At 70.2% G+C, this 16,078-nt stretch carries 16 protein-coding genes; 12 read left to right on the forward strand and 4 right to left on the reverse strand.

Annotated features, from left to right (window positions below; all coding sequences use genetic code 11):
• Positions 1-55: 55 nt before the first annotated feature.
• Both LKD76_RS09070 and LKD76_RS09075 read right to left on the reverse strand, forming a co-directional pair.
• Positions 56-535, reverse strand: coding sequence for an SRPBCC family protein (locus tag LKD76_RS09070; RefSeq protein ID WP_227980587.1), 480 nt, complete (start codon positions 533-535; stop codon positions 56-58).
• Positions 536-646: 111 nt separating this feature from the next.
• Complete coding sequence (locus tag LKD76_RS09075) at positions 647-2,218, reverse strand: MFS transporter (protein WP_227980588.1); 1,572 nt, start codon at positions 2,216-2,218, stop codon at positions 647-649.
• Positions 2,219-2,300: 82 nt separating this feature from the next.
• On the opposite strand from LKD76_RS09075, the gene LKD76_RS09080 reads away from it, so the two are divergent.
• From LKD76_RS09080 to holA, 12 genes are all read left to right on the forward strand, one after another.
• On the forward strand, positions 2,301-3,569 hold the full coding sequence (locus tag LKD76_RS09080; protein ID WP_227980589.1) for a glutamate-5-semialdehyde dehydrogenase: 1,269 nt from the start codon (positions 2,301-2,303) through the stop codon (positions 3,567-3,569).
• A 177-nt stretch (positions 3,570-3,746) separates the two neighbouring features.
• Positions 3,747-4,640, forward strand: a complete 894-nt coding sequence (locus LKD76_RS09085) for an AAA family ATPase (protein ID WP_227980590.1) — start codon at positions 3,747-3,749, stop codon at positions 4,638-4,640.
• 48 nt (positions 4,641-4,688) lie between these two features.
• Complete coding sequence (locus LKD76_RS09090; protein ID WP_227985166.1) at positions 4,689-6,134, forward strand: vWA domain-containing protein; 1,446 nt, start codon at positions 4,689-4,691, stop codon at positions 6,132-6,134.
• Positions 6,135-6,195: 61 nt separating this feature from the next.
• Positions 6,196-6,948, forward strand: coding sequence for a hypothetical protein (locus LKD76_RS09095; RefSeq protein WP_227980591.1), 753 nt, complete (start codon positions 6,196-6,198; stop codon positions 6,946-6,948).
• A gap of 60 nt (positions 6,949-7,008) precedes the next feature.
• Positions 7,009-7,650 (forward strand): nicotinate-nucleotide adenylyltransferase, encoded by a 642-nt coding sequence (gene nadD, locus LKD76_RS09100; protein WP_227980592.1) that lies wholly within the window; start codon positions 7,009-7,011, stop codon positions 7,648-7,650.
• Positions 7,647-8,045, forward strand: coding sequence for a ribosome silencing factor (gene rsfS / locus LKD76_RS09105; RefSeq protein WP_227980593.1), 399 nt, complete (start codon positions 7,647-7,649; stop codon positions 8,043-8,045). Before nadD ends, rsfS begins: the two co-directional genes overlap by 4 nt.
• A gap of 80 nt (positions 8,046-8,125) precedes the next feature.
• Positions 8,126-8,803, forward strand: coding sequence for a histidine phosphatase family protein (locus LKD76_RS09110; protein ID WP_308188613.1), 678 nt, complete (start codon positions 8,126-8,128; stop codon positions 8,801-8,803).
• Between the two features lie 370 nt (positions 8,804-9,173).
• Complete coding sequence (gene octT / locus LKD76_RS09115) at positions 9,174-9,914, forward strand: diglucosylglycerate octanoyltransferase (RefSeq protein ID WP_308188614.1); 741 nt, start codon at positions 9,174-9,176, stop codon at positions 9,912-9,914.
• Between the two features lie 17 nt (positions 9,915-9,931).
• Entirely contained in the window at positions 9,932-10,774 is an 843-nt protein-coding gene (locus tag LKD76_RS09120; RefSeq protein WP_227980595.1) for a DegV family protein, read from the forward strand.
• Between the two features lie 136 nt (positions 10,775-10,910).
• Positions 10,911-11,954 (forward strand): ComEA family DNA-binding protein, encoded by a 1,044-nt coding sequence (locus tag LKD76_RS09125; RefSeq protein ID WP_227980596.1) that lies wholly within the window; start codon positions 10,911-10,913, stop codon positions 11,952-11,954.
• Between the two features lie 89 nt (positions 11,955-12,043).
• On the forward strand, positions 12,044-13,615 hold the full coding sequence (locus tag LKD76_RS09130; protein ID WP_227980597.1) for a ComEC/Rec2 family competence protein: 1,572 nt from the start codon (positions 12,044-12,046) through the stop codon (positions 13,613-13,615).
• Positions 13,612-14,583 carry a DNA polymerase III subunit delta gene (gene holA / locus LKD76_RS09135; protein ID WP_227980598.1) on the forward strand — a complete coding sequence of 324 codons (972 nt, stop codon included), beginning with the start codon at positions 13,612-13,614 and terminating at the stop codon, positions 14,581-14,583. The genes LKD76_RS09130 and holA overlap by 4 nt, the downstream gene beginning before the upstream one ends.
• A gap of 23 nt (positions 14,584-14,606) precedes the next feature.
• Here the strand turns inward: holA and LKD76_RS09140 are convergent, their stop codons facing one another.
• Together LKD76_RS09140 and rpsT are read right to left on the reverse strand one after the other, a co-directional pair.
• Positions 14,607-15,626 carry a phosphatidylinositol-specific phospholipase C gene (locus LKD76_RS09140; RefSeq protein WP_227980599.1) on the reverse strand — a complete coding sequence of 340 codons (1,020 nt, stop codon included), beginning with the start codon at positions 15,624-15,626 and terminating at the stop codon, positions 14,607-14,609.
• A gap of 161 nt (positions 15,627-15,787) precedes the next feature.
• The gene (gene rpsT / locus LKD76_RS09145) at positions 15,788-16,051 is read right to left on the reverse strand and encodes a 30S ribosomal protein S20 (protein WP_227980600.1); all 264 of its coding nucleotides are present in this window, start codon (positions 16,049-16,051) and stop codon (positions 15,788-15,790) included.
• Positions 16,052-16,078: the final 27 nt, after the last annotated feature.

Raw genomic sequence — 16,078 nt, forward strand, 5'->3', positions numbered from 1 at the left:
CGCACCGTAACCCGCTCCCCGGCGCGGTGCGGGCGCACCGCGCCGGGGAGCGGGCTCAGTCCGGATCCGCTGTGGTCGCCAACGCGGCCAGCCGATCGATGGATCCGAGCAGTTTCTCCGAGGTGGTCGCGCGCGCACGCGGCAGCCGGTTCTCATCGGTCAGCCGGGACCAGTCGTAGCTGTGCCGCACCAGGGTGTGATCGGCATCGATCGGTTCGAGTTCCCACCGCCACAGATGGCCGGGCGGCTGCTGATCGACTTCCGAGGGCAGCCACGCGATCCGCCGTCCCTCGTCGAACTCGACCACCCGGTTCTCCCGGACATCTCCGGTGGACAGCGTCATCCGGAAGACCGCGTCGGCCGCGCGCACCCGCTGCCCGGGTGCCGCGTGCCTCAGATTGTCGTTGCCGTCCCAGCGCGGCTGCTGCGCGGGATCGGCGATCAATTCGAAGATGCGGGCCGCGGGCGCCGCGATCTCGCGTTCGGCCGAGGCCGTCCGGGATTCGGTGCCCTGCGCTGCGTCGGTATCTGCCATGGCTTCATCGAAACATTCCGTGCGGACGGCGACAATCGGCGGCCCGAACGTGGTGCGGCAGTGTCTCTTCGTCGTCTCTTCGTCCTTTCGGTGCGATGTCGCGGCCCGCGATCAGCCCGCGGTCCGGGGCGGTGCGTCCGGGATGCGGCCCGGTTCCAGTGGGGGACCGGCAACCGGGCAGTTCACCCGGCACTGGGGCTCGGCCTCCGGTGTGGCGGTGCGCAGAACGTTGTCCCGGACCGTGACGAAGGTGAGTACGGCGGCGGCCACCATGATTACGGCACAGATCAGCATCGCGGTGTGAAAGCCACGGGCGAAGAGTTCGGGGTCGTTGTAGGCCGCGCCGGTGAGTCCGGTCAGCGGCGGGATCGCGGCCACCGCCAGCAGTCCGGCGGCCCGGGCCACGGCGTTGTTCACACCGCTCGCGACGCCGGCGTGACGTTCGTCGGCGGTCGCGAGCACGGTCGCGGTGAGCGGCGCGACGGCCAGGGTCAGCCCGAGCCCGAACACCAGCGCGGCGGGCAGCACATCGGTGAGGTAGGAGGCGTCGGGCCCGATCCGGATCATCAGCAGCATGCCGCCGGCCGCCAGCAGCACACCGGCCGTGATCGGGATCCGGGGGCCGATCCGCTGGGCCAGTTCACTGGACGACGCGGAGAACAGCAGCATCAGCACGGTCGAGGGCAGCATCGCCGTGCCCGCGGCCATCGGGCCGAAACCCGCTACCACCTGCAAGGTCAGGACCAGCAGGAAGAACACCACCCCCATCGCGCCGTACATGACGAAGGTGACGGCGTTGATCGCGCTGAACTGCCGGGAGGCGAAGATCTCCACCGGCAGCATCGGGGGCGGGCTGTCACGCCGCGACGGATGCGCGGGGTCGCGCGGCGCCGAGCGCCGGCGTTCGACCCCGACGAAGGCGATACCGGCGGCGATGCCGGCCACGGCCGTGACCACCACCGCGACGCGGCTGCCCGGTTCGGGCGCCATGGTCAGCGCATAGGTGATGCCGGCCAGGCAGGCCGCGGCCAGGACCGCGCCCAGGATGTCGAAACCCTGACGGCGGTGCCCGGGGCCGTCTGCGGTGCGGTCGAGTGCGGTCCCGTAGGTCTCGGGTACATGGCGTACCGCCACCGCGACGACGACGGCGGCCAGCGGGATGTTCAGCAGGAATACCCAGCGCCAGCCCGCGGCGCCCACCAGCCACCCGCCGACGAAAGGGCCGATCGCCCCGGCGACGCCGCCGAGTCCGGACCACGCGCCCACCGCGCGGGGCCGATCGGATTCGGCGAACGACGCCTGAATGATCGCCAGTGATCCGGGCGTCAGCAGCGCACCGCCCACACCCTGCAGGGCGCGGGCCGCGATGAGCATCGGAATATCCTGGGCCGCACCGCATATCGCGGACGCCACCGCGAACCACACCACGCCGATCACGAATACCCGGCGCCGCCCGAAGCGGTCACCGAGCGATCCGCCGAGCAGAATCAGCCCCGCCAGGGTGAGGGTGTAGGCGTTGACCGTCCACTGCAGTCCGGCCATCGACGCGCCGAACTCGTCGCCGATGCGCGGCAGCGCGACATTGACCACGGTCGCGTCCAGCATCGCCATGCCGGAGCCCAGGACCGTGGCCAGCAGTACCCAGCGACCCGACGGCGAGGACAACCGGATGGTGGCGACCATGAGGACACGGTAACCGCCGGACCGTGCTGTCCGACGGTTATCCGGCGGCGTCGCCCGCGGCCCGGTCAGTAGGCTGTTCACCATGACTGCTGGAACTGTCGGCGAAGTGGATACCGTGCGCGCGGCGGTGCACGACGCGGCGCGCCGGGCCCGGGTGGCGTCGCGGACGCTGGCTCAGCTCACGACCGCGCAGAAGGACGAGGCCCTGCACGCCGCGGCCGACGCCCTGCTCGCGGCGAAGGACGCCGTGCTGGCCGCCAACGCGCAGGACATCGCGACGGCCGAGGCCGGCGGTACCGCGGCCTCGCTGCTGGACCGGCTGCGCCTCACCGAAGCGCGCATCGACGGTATCGCCTCCGGGTTGCGTCAGGTCGCCGGACTGCAGGACCCGGTGGGTGTGGTGCTGCGTGGTTCGACTCTCGCCAACGGGCTCGAGATCCGGCAGGTCCGGGTACCCCTCGGGGTGGTCGGCATGGTCTACGAGGCGCGTCCGAACGTCACCGTCGACGCCTTCGGCCTGGCGCTGAAGTCGGGAAACGCGGCCCTGCTGCGCGGTTCCTCATCGGCGGCGCGCTCCAACGCGGCGCTGGTCGAGGTCATGCGGTCCGCCCTTGTGGCACAGGGCGTTCCGGCCGATGCGGTGCAGTTGCTGCCCAGTGCGGACCGTTCCAGCGTCACCCATCTGATCCAGGCCCGCGGTCTGGTGGATGTGGTGATCCCGCGCGGCGGCGCCGGGCTGATCAACGCGGTCGTCCGCGACGCGCAGGTGCCGACCATCGAAACCGGTACCGGCAACTGCCACGTGTACGTGCACGCGGGCGCCGACCTGGACATGGCGGAGTCGATCCTGCTGAACTCCAAGACCCGCCGCCCCAGTGTCTGCAATACCGCAGAGACGGTGCTCATCGACCGGGCGATCGCCGATACCGCGGTACCGCGGCTGCTCGCCGCGCTGGAACAGGCGCAGGTCACCGTGCACGGTGACCTGCCGGGCCTGGTCCCCGCCACCGACGAGGACTGGGGCGACGAATACCTGTCGCTGGATATCGCGCTCAAGGTCGTCGATGATCTCGACGCCGCGGTCGACCACATCAACGAATGGGGTACCGGTCACACCGAGGCCATCGTGACCGCCGACTTGCGGGCGGCCCGCGAATTCACCGCCCGGGTGGACGCCGCCGCGGTGATGGTCAACGCCTCCACCGCGTTCACCGATGGCGAGCAGTTCGGATTCGGCGCCGAAATCGGCATCTCGACCCAGAAACTGCACGCTCGCGGCCCGATGGCGCTGCCGGAGCTGACCTCCACCAAGTGGATCGTCTGGGGCGACGGGCAGATCCGGCCGCGCTGATCGGCGCCGCCGGTGGTCCGCGTCCGGGCCACCGGGTCCCCAGCACCGGAGTACCGGTGACCGCCCGGTTATGTGTACCGTCGTGATCAGGTGTTCTTTACGGTGCATACCTGCGGTGGGCTGCGCTGTTGTTCGTTGAGCCGAGCCGGGTGCTCGGTTCGGAGGAGGGCCGCAACTGTGCAGACGACGGTGCATGAGCCGATCTTCACGTCGGTCGACGAGGTGATCGATCGACTGGCTACGACCGGATATCTGGCCGACAAGGCCACTGCCACCTCGGTATTCCTGGCCGACCGGCTGGGGAAGCCGCTGCTGATCGAGGGGCCGGCCGGTGTCGGTAAGACGGAGCTGTCGCGGGCCGTCGCCCAGGTCGCGGGCGCCGAACTGGTTCGCCTGCAGTGTTACGAGGGCATCGATGAGGCCCGTGCGCTGTACGAGTGGAATCACGCCAAACAGATCCTGCGGATCCAATCCGCCACCGCCCCCGACTCCAGGAGCGAAAACTCTTGGGCGGATACGAAAGCCGATGTGTTCAGCGAGGAATTCCTGCTGCAACGCCCGCTGCTCACCGCGATCCGGCGCACCGATCCGACCGTGCTGCTCATCGACGAGGCGGACAAGGCCGACGTCGAGATCGAGGGCTTGATGCTCGAGGTGCTGAGCGATTTCGCGGTCACCGTCCCGGAGCTCGGGACCATCTCGGCGACGCGCCTGCCCTTCGTGGTACTCACCTCCAACGCGACCCGCGAGCTGTCCGAGGCGCTGAAGCGCCGCTGCCTCTACCTGCACATCGACTTCCCGGACGAGGAACTCGAACGCCGCATTCTCGCGAGCCGGGTGCCGGAGCTGAAACCGGCGGTGGCCGCCCAGCTGGTCCGGGTGGTGCACGTGCTGCGCGGGATGCAGCTCAAGAAGCTACCGTCGGTCGCGGAGTCCATCGACTGGGCGCGCACACTGCTGGCCCTGGGTGCGAAGGACCTCGACGACAAGACCGTGCGGGGCACCCTCGGCGTGGTGCTCAAACATCAGAGCGACCATCAGCGCGCTCTGGCCGAGCTGAAATTGGCCTGAGTCGTGACCGGTAAGCGCAGCACCCCCCGCACGTTCGTCTCCGCGGCGCTGCGGGGTGGGCCCACGCCGAAGGCACAGGGCGCGCCGCAACCCGGCGAAACGGCACCGCACGGGCTGTCCGGACATGTGGTCGACTTCGTGGAGGCGCTGCGCGCCAGGGGAATTCCCGTGGGCCCGTCGGAGACGGTGGATGCGGGCAGGGTCCTGACCGTGGTCGACCTGATGGATCGCGAGATGCTGCGCGAGGGGCTGGCCTGCGCGCTGTTGCGCAGGCCCACGCAGCGCGCCACCTTCGACGGCCTGTTCGAACTGTGGTTCCCGGCCGCGCTCGGTGAGCGCGCGGGTGCGCAGGACGTCGAACTGCCGCGCCGCGACGACGGCGAGATCGACCTGTTCGAACTGCGCCGGATGCTGGCGGAGATGCTGGCCGCCGACCCCACCGGCGACCGGACCCGGCAGCTGCAGAATCTGGCGGCGCAGATGGTCGAGCAGATGGGGCAGTACCAGTCGGCCAACGGCCCGTCCTTCTCGGCGTATCAGACGCTCAAGGATGTGCAGCCCGAGGTGCTGATCAGCAGGATCCTCGCGGGATTGTCCGCCGGGCAGGACAATTCGGAGTTCGGCGACGAGGTCGCGCGCCGCGCCGCCCGGCAGCGGGTGAAGGGGTTTCGCGCCGCGGTGGAGGCCGAGACCCGCCGCCGGGTCGCCGAGCGGCTGGGCCGTGACCGCGTCGCCACCTACGGCGTGCAACGTCAGGCCGAGGACGCCGACTTCCTGCGCATCTCGGAGAACGAACTGGCCGAGCTGCGGCGCAGCTCACAGCGGCTGGCGCGCGTGCTGGCCTCCCGCTTGGCCGCCCGTCGTCGCCATGCCCGGCGCGGGGAGATCGACCTGCGCAAGACGCTGCGCAAATCCATGTCGACCGGCGGAGTGCCGATCACCCTCGAGACTCGCAAACCGCGCCCGGGCCGCCCGGATCTGGTGTTGCTGTGCGATATCTCCGGTTCGGTCGCCGGATTCTCCAGTTTCACCATGCTGCTGGTGGATTCACTGCGCGAACAGTTCTCCCGGGTCCGGATCTTCGCGTTCGTGGACCGCACGGACGAGGTGACCGACCTCTTCGATCAGGTCACTCCGCTGGATCAGGTCACGCGGCGCATCTTCACCGAAACGAAGGTCGTCGGATTCGAGGGACATTCCGATTACGGTGCGGCTCTGCGGGGTTTCGCACAGGACTGGCCCGATGCGGTCACCAGCCGCACCTCGCTGCTGATTCTCGGCGATGCCCGCACCAACTATCGCGATCCGGCACTGGACACCCTGCGCGGACTGGTCGAGGTGGCCAAGCACGCGCACTGGCTCAATCCGGAGGCGGAGAAGATGTGGGGGACCGGCGATTCGGCGGCCGACCGCTACGCCGAGGTCGTCGAGATGCACGAATGCCGTTCGGCGCGTCAGCTCACCGGTGTGGTGAGCAGACTGCTGCCGGTCTGAGGCCGGCGGTCGATCAGCGGCCGTTAAGCGATTCGTAAGGCCCGCGACCGATCATTCGCGCGTGCCGAGCCCACCGGGGGAGTTCGAGGCCGAAATCCCCGCCGACCAGCCGAGCGCCCGTGCGGCGCGGCCGTCCCCGCCCGTACCGGGGTCCGAACCCCCGAGATCTGTTCCGGCGCCCGGTGATTGCCCGAGCGCCGCGGCACGGAGACTGATCGAGGGCGCGACCGCGATACTCGGCAGCGACCCCGCCGCGGCGGAGCGGACATTGCTGCGAGTGCTGGCCATCGGCACCGAGGTGTTGTCCGCGGACCAGATCGCGCGGCTGCGGTCGCTGGTGGTCACCGCCATCGCCGCGCAGCCCGGCCGCGAGGCCGATCTCGCCGCCGCGGCGCTGGCCGCGGCGGGCAGCTGGGCCGATATCTCCGCCGCCGACGCCGCCCACCACACCGTGATCGCGGCCCGGCTGCACTATCGCGGCGGGCGGTATCGGGTCGCGGCCGCGCTGTTCGCCCGCGCCCTGTGCTGCGACGAGCTGCCGTATCCGCCGGAGGAGTTCGCCGTGCTGTACGAACTGCTGGGTCGCTGCCTGCACGAGGAACGCCGGCACCGGGCGGCGGCGCGGGCCTACGACGCGGGTGCGGCCGTCCTCGCCGGCCGCGCGCGGTGGGCCGAACTCCACGCCGATCTCGCGGCCGCCGCGGACCGATCCAGGCAGCTGGCCCGCCGTCCGAAGGCCGCCGTCCGGGAGTGGATGCGCACGCCACGGACCGGCCCCGGGGACGGTGAACGGCCGACCTCGCGACGACGGTAGCCGCCGGTTCCGGCGACGAACCCTGCCCGCCGCGGACCTCGCCCAGTAAGCTCGGCATTCGTGCAAAACACAGGCCGGCGCAAACTGGGCGTGATGGGCGGGACCTTCGATCCGATCCATCACGGGCATCTGGTTGCCGCCAGTGAGGTCGCGAACCGGTTCGACCTCGATGAAGTGATCTTCGTACCCACCGGTCAGCCCTGGCAGAAGGCCACCCGGGAGGTGTCCGCGGCCGAGGACCGATATCTGATGACGGTCATCGCCACCGCGTCGAATCCGCGGTTCTCGGTCAGCCGGGCCGATATCGACCGCGAGAAGGCCACCTACACCGTAGACACCCTGCGTGACCTGCAGAATCAGCATCCGGACGCGGATCTGTACTTCATCACGGGTGCGGACGCGCTGGCCAGCATCCTGACATGGCAGGATTGGGCGGAACTGTTCGAGCTGGCGAAGTTCGTCGGGGTGAGCCGTCCGGGGTACGAGTTGAATGTCGACCACCTCTCGGAGCATCTGCGAAATCAGCCGGCCGATGCGGTCACCGTCATCGAGATCCCGGCCCTGGCGATCTCGTCGAGCGAATGCCGTCGCCGTGCCGCCGAGGGGCGCCCGGTGTGGTATCTGGTTCCCGACGGCGTCGTGCAGTACATATCGAAACGGCACCTGTACGTGCCGGGAGGGAACGGGAAGGTGGGCGTATGACCGCGTCAGCGCAGGCGGTGGAGATGTCGCAGGTGGCCGCTCGGGCCGCCGACGAGAAGCTGGCCACCGATGTGGTCGTCCTCGACGTCTCCGATCAGCTGGTGATCACCGACTGCTTCGTCATCGCCTCCGCGCCGAACGAGCGCCAGGTCAATGCGATCGTCGACAACGTCGAGGAGAAACTGCGCCTCGCCGGGCACAAACCGGTGCGCCGGGAGGGGACGCGCGAAGGTCGCTGGGTGCTGCTGGACTACGTCGACGTGGTCGTGCACATCCAGCACAGCGATGAGCGCAATTTCTATGCGCTGGAACGGTTGTGGAAGGACTGCCCGCAGGTCGAGGTTCCGGGGCTCGCCGCCCCCTCACCCGCGAGCGGCAGCGGGGACCCCGCGTGAACGACAGGCCCGGAGGCGACAGCGCGCGTAACCACGAAGGGCCCGGCGCGGGCGACGTGATCAGGGACGAGGGGGATGGTGTGACGGCGGGTTCGCGGGCGACGAAGTATCCGGGGGTGCGGCGGCTGCTGCTGTTGCGGCACGGGCAGACCGAGTGGAACGCCACCGATCGCATGCAGGGCCAGATCGACACCGAACTCAGCGAATTGGGCCGCCGGCAGGCCAAAGACGTTGCGCGTGAGCTCGTTTCCCAGGATGCGGTCGCGATCGTGTCCTCGGATCTGCGGCGTGCCTACGACACCGCGCTGGCGCTGGCCGAACACAGCGGACTCGAGGTCGAGCTCGATCCGCGCCTGCGCGAGACCAGCCTGGGCGACTGGGAGGGGCTCGACCACCTCGAGGTGGATGCCCAGTACCCGGGTGCTCGCAAAGCGTGGCGGCTCGATCCCACGGTGACCCCGCCGGGCGGGGAGAGCAAACTCGAGGTGGGCGCCCGGGCGCTGCCGGTGGTTCGCGAGCTGTTCGCCGAGCGTGCGGACTGGCCCGGCCGTACCATCATCCTGGTCGCGCACGGCGGGCTGATCGCGGCCCTGACCGCCGCGCTGCTGGAGCTGCCCGAGCACAAATGGCCGATCCTGGGCGGACTGGCCAATACCAGCTGGGTGCAACTCAGCAGCCACGGTCCGGGCATCGAGCAGCCGGGTTGGCGGCTGGATGTGTGGAATGCGGCGGCGAAGGTAGCTCCTGATGTCCTCTGAACCCTCCTCCGACGACCGGGACGAACCGGTCCGGCAGGTATCCGACGACTTGATGCGCAAGGCATCCGAAGGCCCGGTCCGACAGCTGCCGGACGCGCTGTTCGGCAGCCCGAGCGCACCGGCCGAACCGGTGGCCGACATCGATACTCCGTCCGGGACGGGTGATGCCGACGGCGACGGTGGGTCCACCGGTCCGCCGGACCGTGCCGAGGAGGAACTCGACAGCGAAGAGGCCGCCCTGAGGGATTCCGCCGAGGACGGCGAGAGGGATTCCGCCGAGGACGGCGAGAGGGATTCCGCCGAGGACGGCGAGTCCGGGACCGGCGCCCGCGGCGCGAGCGCGTCCGCCGGACCCGGTGCGGCCGATGCCGTGGAATCCGAGGAGCCGACACGGCCGGTACTGGTCGTGATCGCCGATTCGCTGTCCTATTTCGGGCCCAAGGGCGGTCTGCCCGCCGACCATCCGCGGATCTGGCCGAATCTGGTTGCCACGGAACTGGATTGGGATGTGGAATTGGTGGCGCGGATCGGCTGGACCTGCCGCGACGCCTACTGGGCGCTGATCGGTGACCCCAGGATCTGGGCCGCGGTGCCGCGCGCGGGTGCGGTCGTACTGGCCACCGGCGGGATGGACACCCTGCCCTCACCGCTGCCCACCGCCCTGCGGGAACTGATCCGGTATCTGCGGCCGCCGGTGCTGCGCCGTCAGGTGCGCAACGGATATCAGTGGCTACAACCACGGCTGTCGAAACTGGGCCGCCCGGTAGCACTTCCGCCGCATGTGACCGTCGACTATCTGGAACAGTCGCGGCACGCGCTGGCGCAGCTGCGGCCGGACCTGCCGGTGGTGTCGGTGCTGCCGTCGGTCCACGACTGCGAGGCCTACGGGCGGGTGCACTCCGGCCGGGAACCCGCGGTGCGCGCGGTGCGGGCATGGTCCGCGGAATCCGGTGTGCCGCTGGTCGATCTGGGTGAGGCGGTGCGCGACGACATCTTCTCGGGCGAGGCGAACCCGGACGGTATCCACTGGGGGTGGGAAGGGCACGCGGCGGTCGCGCGGGCCATGGTGAAGGTGCTGTCGGAGGTGCGTTCGGTCGAGGCCGGTGCATGAGCCGGTCCGGATAAGGCATGGCCGTTGTCGTGGTGACCGATTCGGCGGCGAGCGTTCCCGCTGATCTGGTCTCGGAGCTGGGCATCGTAGTGGTGCCGCTGCATGTGCTGGTCGATGATCGCGCCATCGCCGAGGGCGTCGACGACTGTGATATCGACTACGGCGCGTCGACGGTGACGACATCGTCGGCCTCACCGGGCGAGCTGCGTGCCGCCTATGAGCGCGCCCTGGAGCTCAGTGCCGGGGACGGCGTTGTCGCGGTGCATATTTCGCGGCAGTTGTCCGCGACCTGGGAAGCCGGGCGCCAAGCCGTGCGCGATATGGACGCGGCGGACCGGGTGCGGTTGGTCGACTCGCTGAGTGCCGGTCTGGGGACCGGACTCCCGGTACTCGCCGCGGCCCGCCGGGCGCGGTCGGGCGCGGCACTCGACGTCGTCTACGACACCGCTGTCGCCGCCGCCGGTCGTGCCCGCAGTTTCATCGTGGTCAACCGGACCGAACAACTGCGGCGTGGCGGGCGGCTGAGTACCGCGGCGATGTTCTTCGGTACCGAACTGGTGACCAAACCGATTCTGCAGATCGTCGACGGCAAGTTGGAGTTGCGCGAGAAGGCCCGTACCCGGTCCAAGGCATTCGCGAAACTCGTTGCGGCCGTGGTCGACGCGGCCGGTGACGACGGTGCGGCGATCGCGGTGCAACATCTCGGCGCGGCGTCGGCCGCGGCGACGATCGCCGCCCAGCTCGGCGAACTCGTCCCCGGCATTCGCGAGCTCGTCACCGCGGAGTTCGGTCCCACGCTGGGCGTGCACGTGGGAGCGGGCGCGGTCGGGGTGCTGGTGGTGCCCGGCGGCTGCGGCTGATCCATTACCATCTCCGGCCGACGAATTCCGCTGTCCCGGCCGTGCTTGTGCACAGCCCGCCGGGTTCTCCCCAGACATTGCGAATGCCCAGTTCGGCACCGTAATCCGGCATCTCGGCCCGCATACGGTGACCGCCATGGCGCGATATGAGGATCGGACTCGGCTACAACAACTGCGCGGCGAGGTATCACCCCGCCCGGGCTCCCTCGCGGACGCGGACCCCGGCCCCGGCGATCCCGCCCGTGCGGGATCGTGGGATCTCGAGGAGGTGACCGCGCGCGCTGCCGCTCATCCGGCCCGGGACGCGGCCTCGCCCGGTGCCGCGGTCCGTCGTGGCCTGCCTCCGCGGTACGGTGCTCCGGCGGCGCCTGTCCGCACCGCCTCCGACGACGAACCGGTGGAACCGCGCATTCCGCAGTGGCTGAGCGAGCCGGTGGGGTCGGTGGCGATCTGGCAGCGCCTGGTTCCCGACCGCTGGCGCGGCGTGCGGCTGGATCCGGGGCGGCGAGGCGCGCTGGTACTGGCCGGGGTCGGGGTGGCGGCGGTGCTCGCCGCCGCGGTGGCCGTCCACCGCGACGACTCGGCAGCGCCGGTGGCCCCGTTGCCCGTGTTGCGGGCGGCCGCCGAATCGTCGACGCCTCCGGTTGCGGAGAGTCCGGACCTGGCCGTGCGATCCGATCCGCCGGATCGGTCGGTTCCGGTGTCGCCGGGTGGCGGCGATCTGATCGTGAGTGTGATCGGCCTGGTCGAACATCCCGGGTTGATGCGAGTGGCGGCGGGTGCGCGCGTCGCCGATGTGGTGTCCCGCGCGGTCGCGCGCGACGATGCCGATCTGGGTGGCCTCAATCTGGCGCAACGGCTGGCCGACGGCGATCAGATCGTGGTCGGGGCCCAGATCCCGGCCGCCGGACCACGGCTGGGCAGCATGGTCGTCGCGAGCGGACCACACACCCCCGCGAGCGGCGGCGGTGCCGCACCACCACCGGCCCCGAAGGTCAATCTCAATACCGCGACCGAGCAGGACCTCGACTCCCTCACCGGTGTCGGTCCCACCACCGCGGCCGCCATCCTCGCCTGGCGCACTCAGCACGGCCGCTTCACCACCATCGACCAACTCGCCGAGGTCACCGGTATCGGTCCCGCCAAACTCAGCCGGCTGCGCGACCGGGTCACGGTGTGAGCGGGCCGATCTCCCGCGGTCCACGCCCGGTCCGCGGCGGTGGAAAGGGTACGGCCGAGGAGGGCATCGGCTCCGCGCCCGAAGGACCGATGCCGGTGGATGCGCGATTGCTGCCCGCGGCCCTCGCGTGCTGGATCGTCACCGTCGCCGCGGTGTCGGCCGGGTGGCGCATCGGGATGATTCTCGGTTCGGCACTGGCGATATCGGGTGTGGTGCTCGGTGGGTGCCTGCTGCGAGGGATCGTCGGGACATCACATCGGTCCATCGCCTGGACGGTGCTGGCAACGCTGGCCGTCGCGACCGGCTTCGCGTTCGCGGCATCCTGGCAGGAGCACCGGGTGAGCACCCATCCGTTGCGGCAGCTTCCGGCCGGTAGCGCGGTGACCGCGGACGTCATCGCCGGTGATGCGAGACCACTGCCCACACGATCGTTCGGTGGCCGGCAGTGGATCATGCGGGCCACGGTGCGCCAATTCCGTTACGGGACAACGACGGTGCGTTCGAATGCGGCGGTCACGGTGATCATGCCGGAACGGAATTGGTCGGAGTTGGCGCCCGGTCAGCACGCGAGCATGCGGGCTCGGCTCGACCGGCCGTGGCGGCGCGATCTGACGGTCGCGGTGCTGCGCGCACAAGGACCGCCGAGTGCGGTCGGGCCTCGGTCGTGGTGGCAGCGCGCGGCGACGACGGTGCGCACGAATCTCTCCGAGACCGCGCGACTGGCGCTGTCACCGGATGCGGCCGGGGTGTTGCCGGGCCTCATCGACGGCGATATCTCGCGGCTGCCCGATCATGTCAGGGAGGATTTCCAGGCAGTGGATCTGGCGCATCTGACCGCGGTATCCGGTACGAACGTCTCAATTCTATTGGCCGCGGTGCTGCTGGCCACCCGGGCGCTGACCCTCGGCCCGCGCTGGAGTGCGCTGCTCGCCGGTGTGGCCCTGATCGGTTTCGTCGTGCTCGCGCGGCCGTCCCCCTCGGTGCTGCGCGCGTCGGTGATGGGATCGATCGCGGTGCTGGCGCTCCTGACCGGTCGGCGCAAACAGGCGTTACCGGCGCTGTGCGCGGCGGTGATCGTGCTCGTCGGCCTGGCTGCGCAGCTCGCGGTCGATATCGGATTCGCGCTGTCGGTACTGGCGACAGGGGCACTGATCCTGCTGGCGCCGAGTTGGGCTCGATGGCTCGAACGGCGTGGTTGGCCCGCGCTGATCGCCGAGTCGTTCGGGGTGGCCGCGGCCGCGTTCGCGGTCACCACACCGATCATCGCCGCTCTCACCGGACATCTGAGCGGGGTGGCGATCGTGGCGAATGTCCTGGTCGAACCCGTGGTCGCCCCGATCACCCTGCTCGGTGTCGCCGCCGCCGCACTGTCGTGCGGATGGCAGCCCGCGGCGGTATGGGTGCTGCGACCGGCCGAACTTCCGATGCGGTGGCTGCTGGCGGTGGCCGAACGTGCTGCGGCGCTGGGGATGTCATTGCCGTTGCCCGCCGGTGTCACCGGTGCCGTACTGGCCACCGCGCTCATCGGCGCGGTCGTCCTGGTGTTCGGCCTGCTCGACCTCCGGCTGCGCCGGGCCTCCCGGGCGGGTCCCGCACCGCCGGGCGCGTCCGGTGGCGGGGGCGCGAAACTGTCCCCGCCCACCCGTAGGATCGTGCCGTGACCGACCATCCCGCCGCCTTGCATCTGGTACTCGGTGAGGAGGAGCTGCTCATCGAACGGGCCGTCGCCTCGATCGTCGCGCAGGCCCGGGCCTCGACCGCGGATCCCGACGCACTTCCGGTGGATCGGCTACGGGCCGGCGATGCGAGCTCCGCGGAGCTGGCCGAACTGCTGAGTCCGTCGCTGTTCGCCGAGGATCGGGTGATCGTGCTCGAATCCGCGGCGGAAGCCGGTAAGGATGCGGTGGCACTGATCACCGCGGCCGCCGGTGACCTGCCCGACGGTGTTGTCCTCGTGGTTCTGCATTCGGGCGGTGGTCGCGCCAAGGCGATGGCGCCGGCCTTGCAGAAGGCGGGCGCGCAGGTGCACCACTGCGCCAAGATCGCGAAGGCCGGTGAGCGAAACGAATTCGTGCGCAACGAGTTCCGCTCGGCTGGTGTGCGCGCGTCCGCCGATGTGATCCAGGCCGTGCTGGAGGCGATCGGATCGGATCTGCGGGAGTTGGCCGCGGCCTGTTCCCAGCTGGCCGCCGATACCGGCGGCAAGGTGGATACCGCCGCGGTGCGCCGCTACTACTCGGGCCGGGCCGAGGTCACCGGATTCGAGGTGGCCGACCTCGCCGTCGCCGGTGATCGCGCGGCGGCCATGGAGGCATTGCGCTGGGCCACCGATCGCGGGGTGCCCGCCGTGCTACTCGCCGATGCGCTCGCCGACTCGGTGCACACCATCGCCCGGGTCGGCTCGGCCGGCCGCGGCGATCCGTTCGCGATGGCGTCCCAGCTGGGTATGCCGCCGTGGAAAGTGAAGAAGGCGCAAGGGCAGGCCCGCGGCTGGAACGCCGCCTCCATCGGCACCGCGCTGCAGGTGGTGGCCGCGTTGAACGCCGATGTCAAGGGCGGGGCGGCCGATACCGACTACGCACTCGAACACGCCTTGGCCGCCATCCTGGATCTGCATTCGGCGCGCTGACGCACCGCGGCGGCACGGGGCGTTCAGGGCCGGTTGTGCCCGATGATCTCGCCGACCAGGGCGGGCCCGGGAAAATCCGTCATCAGTACGCCGGTAGTGATGTTCGGACGGGACCGCAGCAGGTCCAGGGCGTGCTGATTCTCGTAGGCGGCGTAGCGGTCGGGGAATTCGGTCGGATCGGGAACTCCCGACGCGGACAGGAAGTCCACCGACAGGGCGCGGCCACCGAGCGCCGGCACCCGATCCACGTGGGCGGCGATGGCGGCCCACTTGTCCTCGCGGCTCGGTCCGTCCCACAGATCCTGGGTATCGAGGGGCAGGCCGCGCTCATCCACCCCGTCGGCCCGCATCACCACGACCGTGCCGCGTACCTCACCGAGTCGCGGCACGGCGACGGGACCGGCCGCCGCCGGGCGCCACACGCGGGGGCGGGCGTTGAGCGAGCGGTCGACCAGGGCCGGATCGGGCGGTTGCCGGCCGGCGTCCTCGCACTGAAATGCCCTGCCGTCGTTGGTGCATTCGGCCTTGATCCGCATCAGGACCGTCTCTCGCGGATGCCGATCGAGGAACTGCTCGATCACCCCTAGTACATCGTCGAGACTCACCTGCTGGTAGAAACCGCCGTGCTGGACGGCCAGGCCGCCCGACTCGTCGCGTCGCACGCGAATATCCACGGCGCGGATGCCGGCCTCGAGTTGAGTGCTCAGCGTCCGGTCCGACACACACGCCGGGTCGGGGCATCCGGTGTCGAATTGCTCCTGGGTGACCACGGCGGGTCCGGCCTTGCCCCCGTGGATCGACAGGGTGTCGTGGGTGCCCGGGATGGATATCGCGCTCAACGGCAGGTTGTCGGGCAGTGCGCCCATCCAGTCCGGATGATGTGCCGAGTCGAGGTGCCCGGTCGCCGCCTCCGTGACCGTGGCGCGAGGCATGGTGGCGGCCTCGGTATCCGGCGCCGCGGCGGCCGATGACACTACCGGCTGTGCCGCGGCGACCGGTCGCGGCGCGGAGGTGACCGAACCGCCGCACCCTGTGAGTGTCACCGCGCACAGCGTCGCGATCGCGGCGATCGCCGGCGTACTGCTACGAATTTCCCCACCCCACACCCGGATCAGCGTAAACGACAAATGCCGCCGTGGTCATCTGCAATGCAGATCCTCTGCCACGGCGGCGATGCGAATCCGGTGATTACCGGATGAGGGGGTCAGCCCAGCTTGTTGTAAGCCAGCGACAGCGCCGACTTCTTGTTGGCGGCCTGGTTGGCGTGGATGACGCCCTTGGCGGCGGCCTTGTCCAGGCTGCGGCTCGCGGTGCGCATCAGCTCGAGGGCCTTGTCCTTCTCGCCGGCCGCGGCGGCCTCGCGGAACTTGCGGACCGAGGTGCGCAGCGCGGACTTGACCGACTGGTTGCGCACCCGCGCCGCCTCGTTGGTGCGGATCCGCTTCATCTGGGACTTGATGTTGGCCACGCCTGTTTCCTCTGATTCCTTCTCGTC

Source organism: Nocardia spumae, assembly GCF_020733635.1.
GTDB classification, from domain to species: Bacteria; Actinomycetota; Actinomycetes; order Mycobacteriales; family Mycobacteriaceae; genus Nocardia; species Nocardia spumae.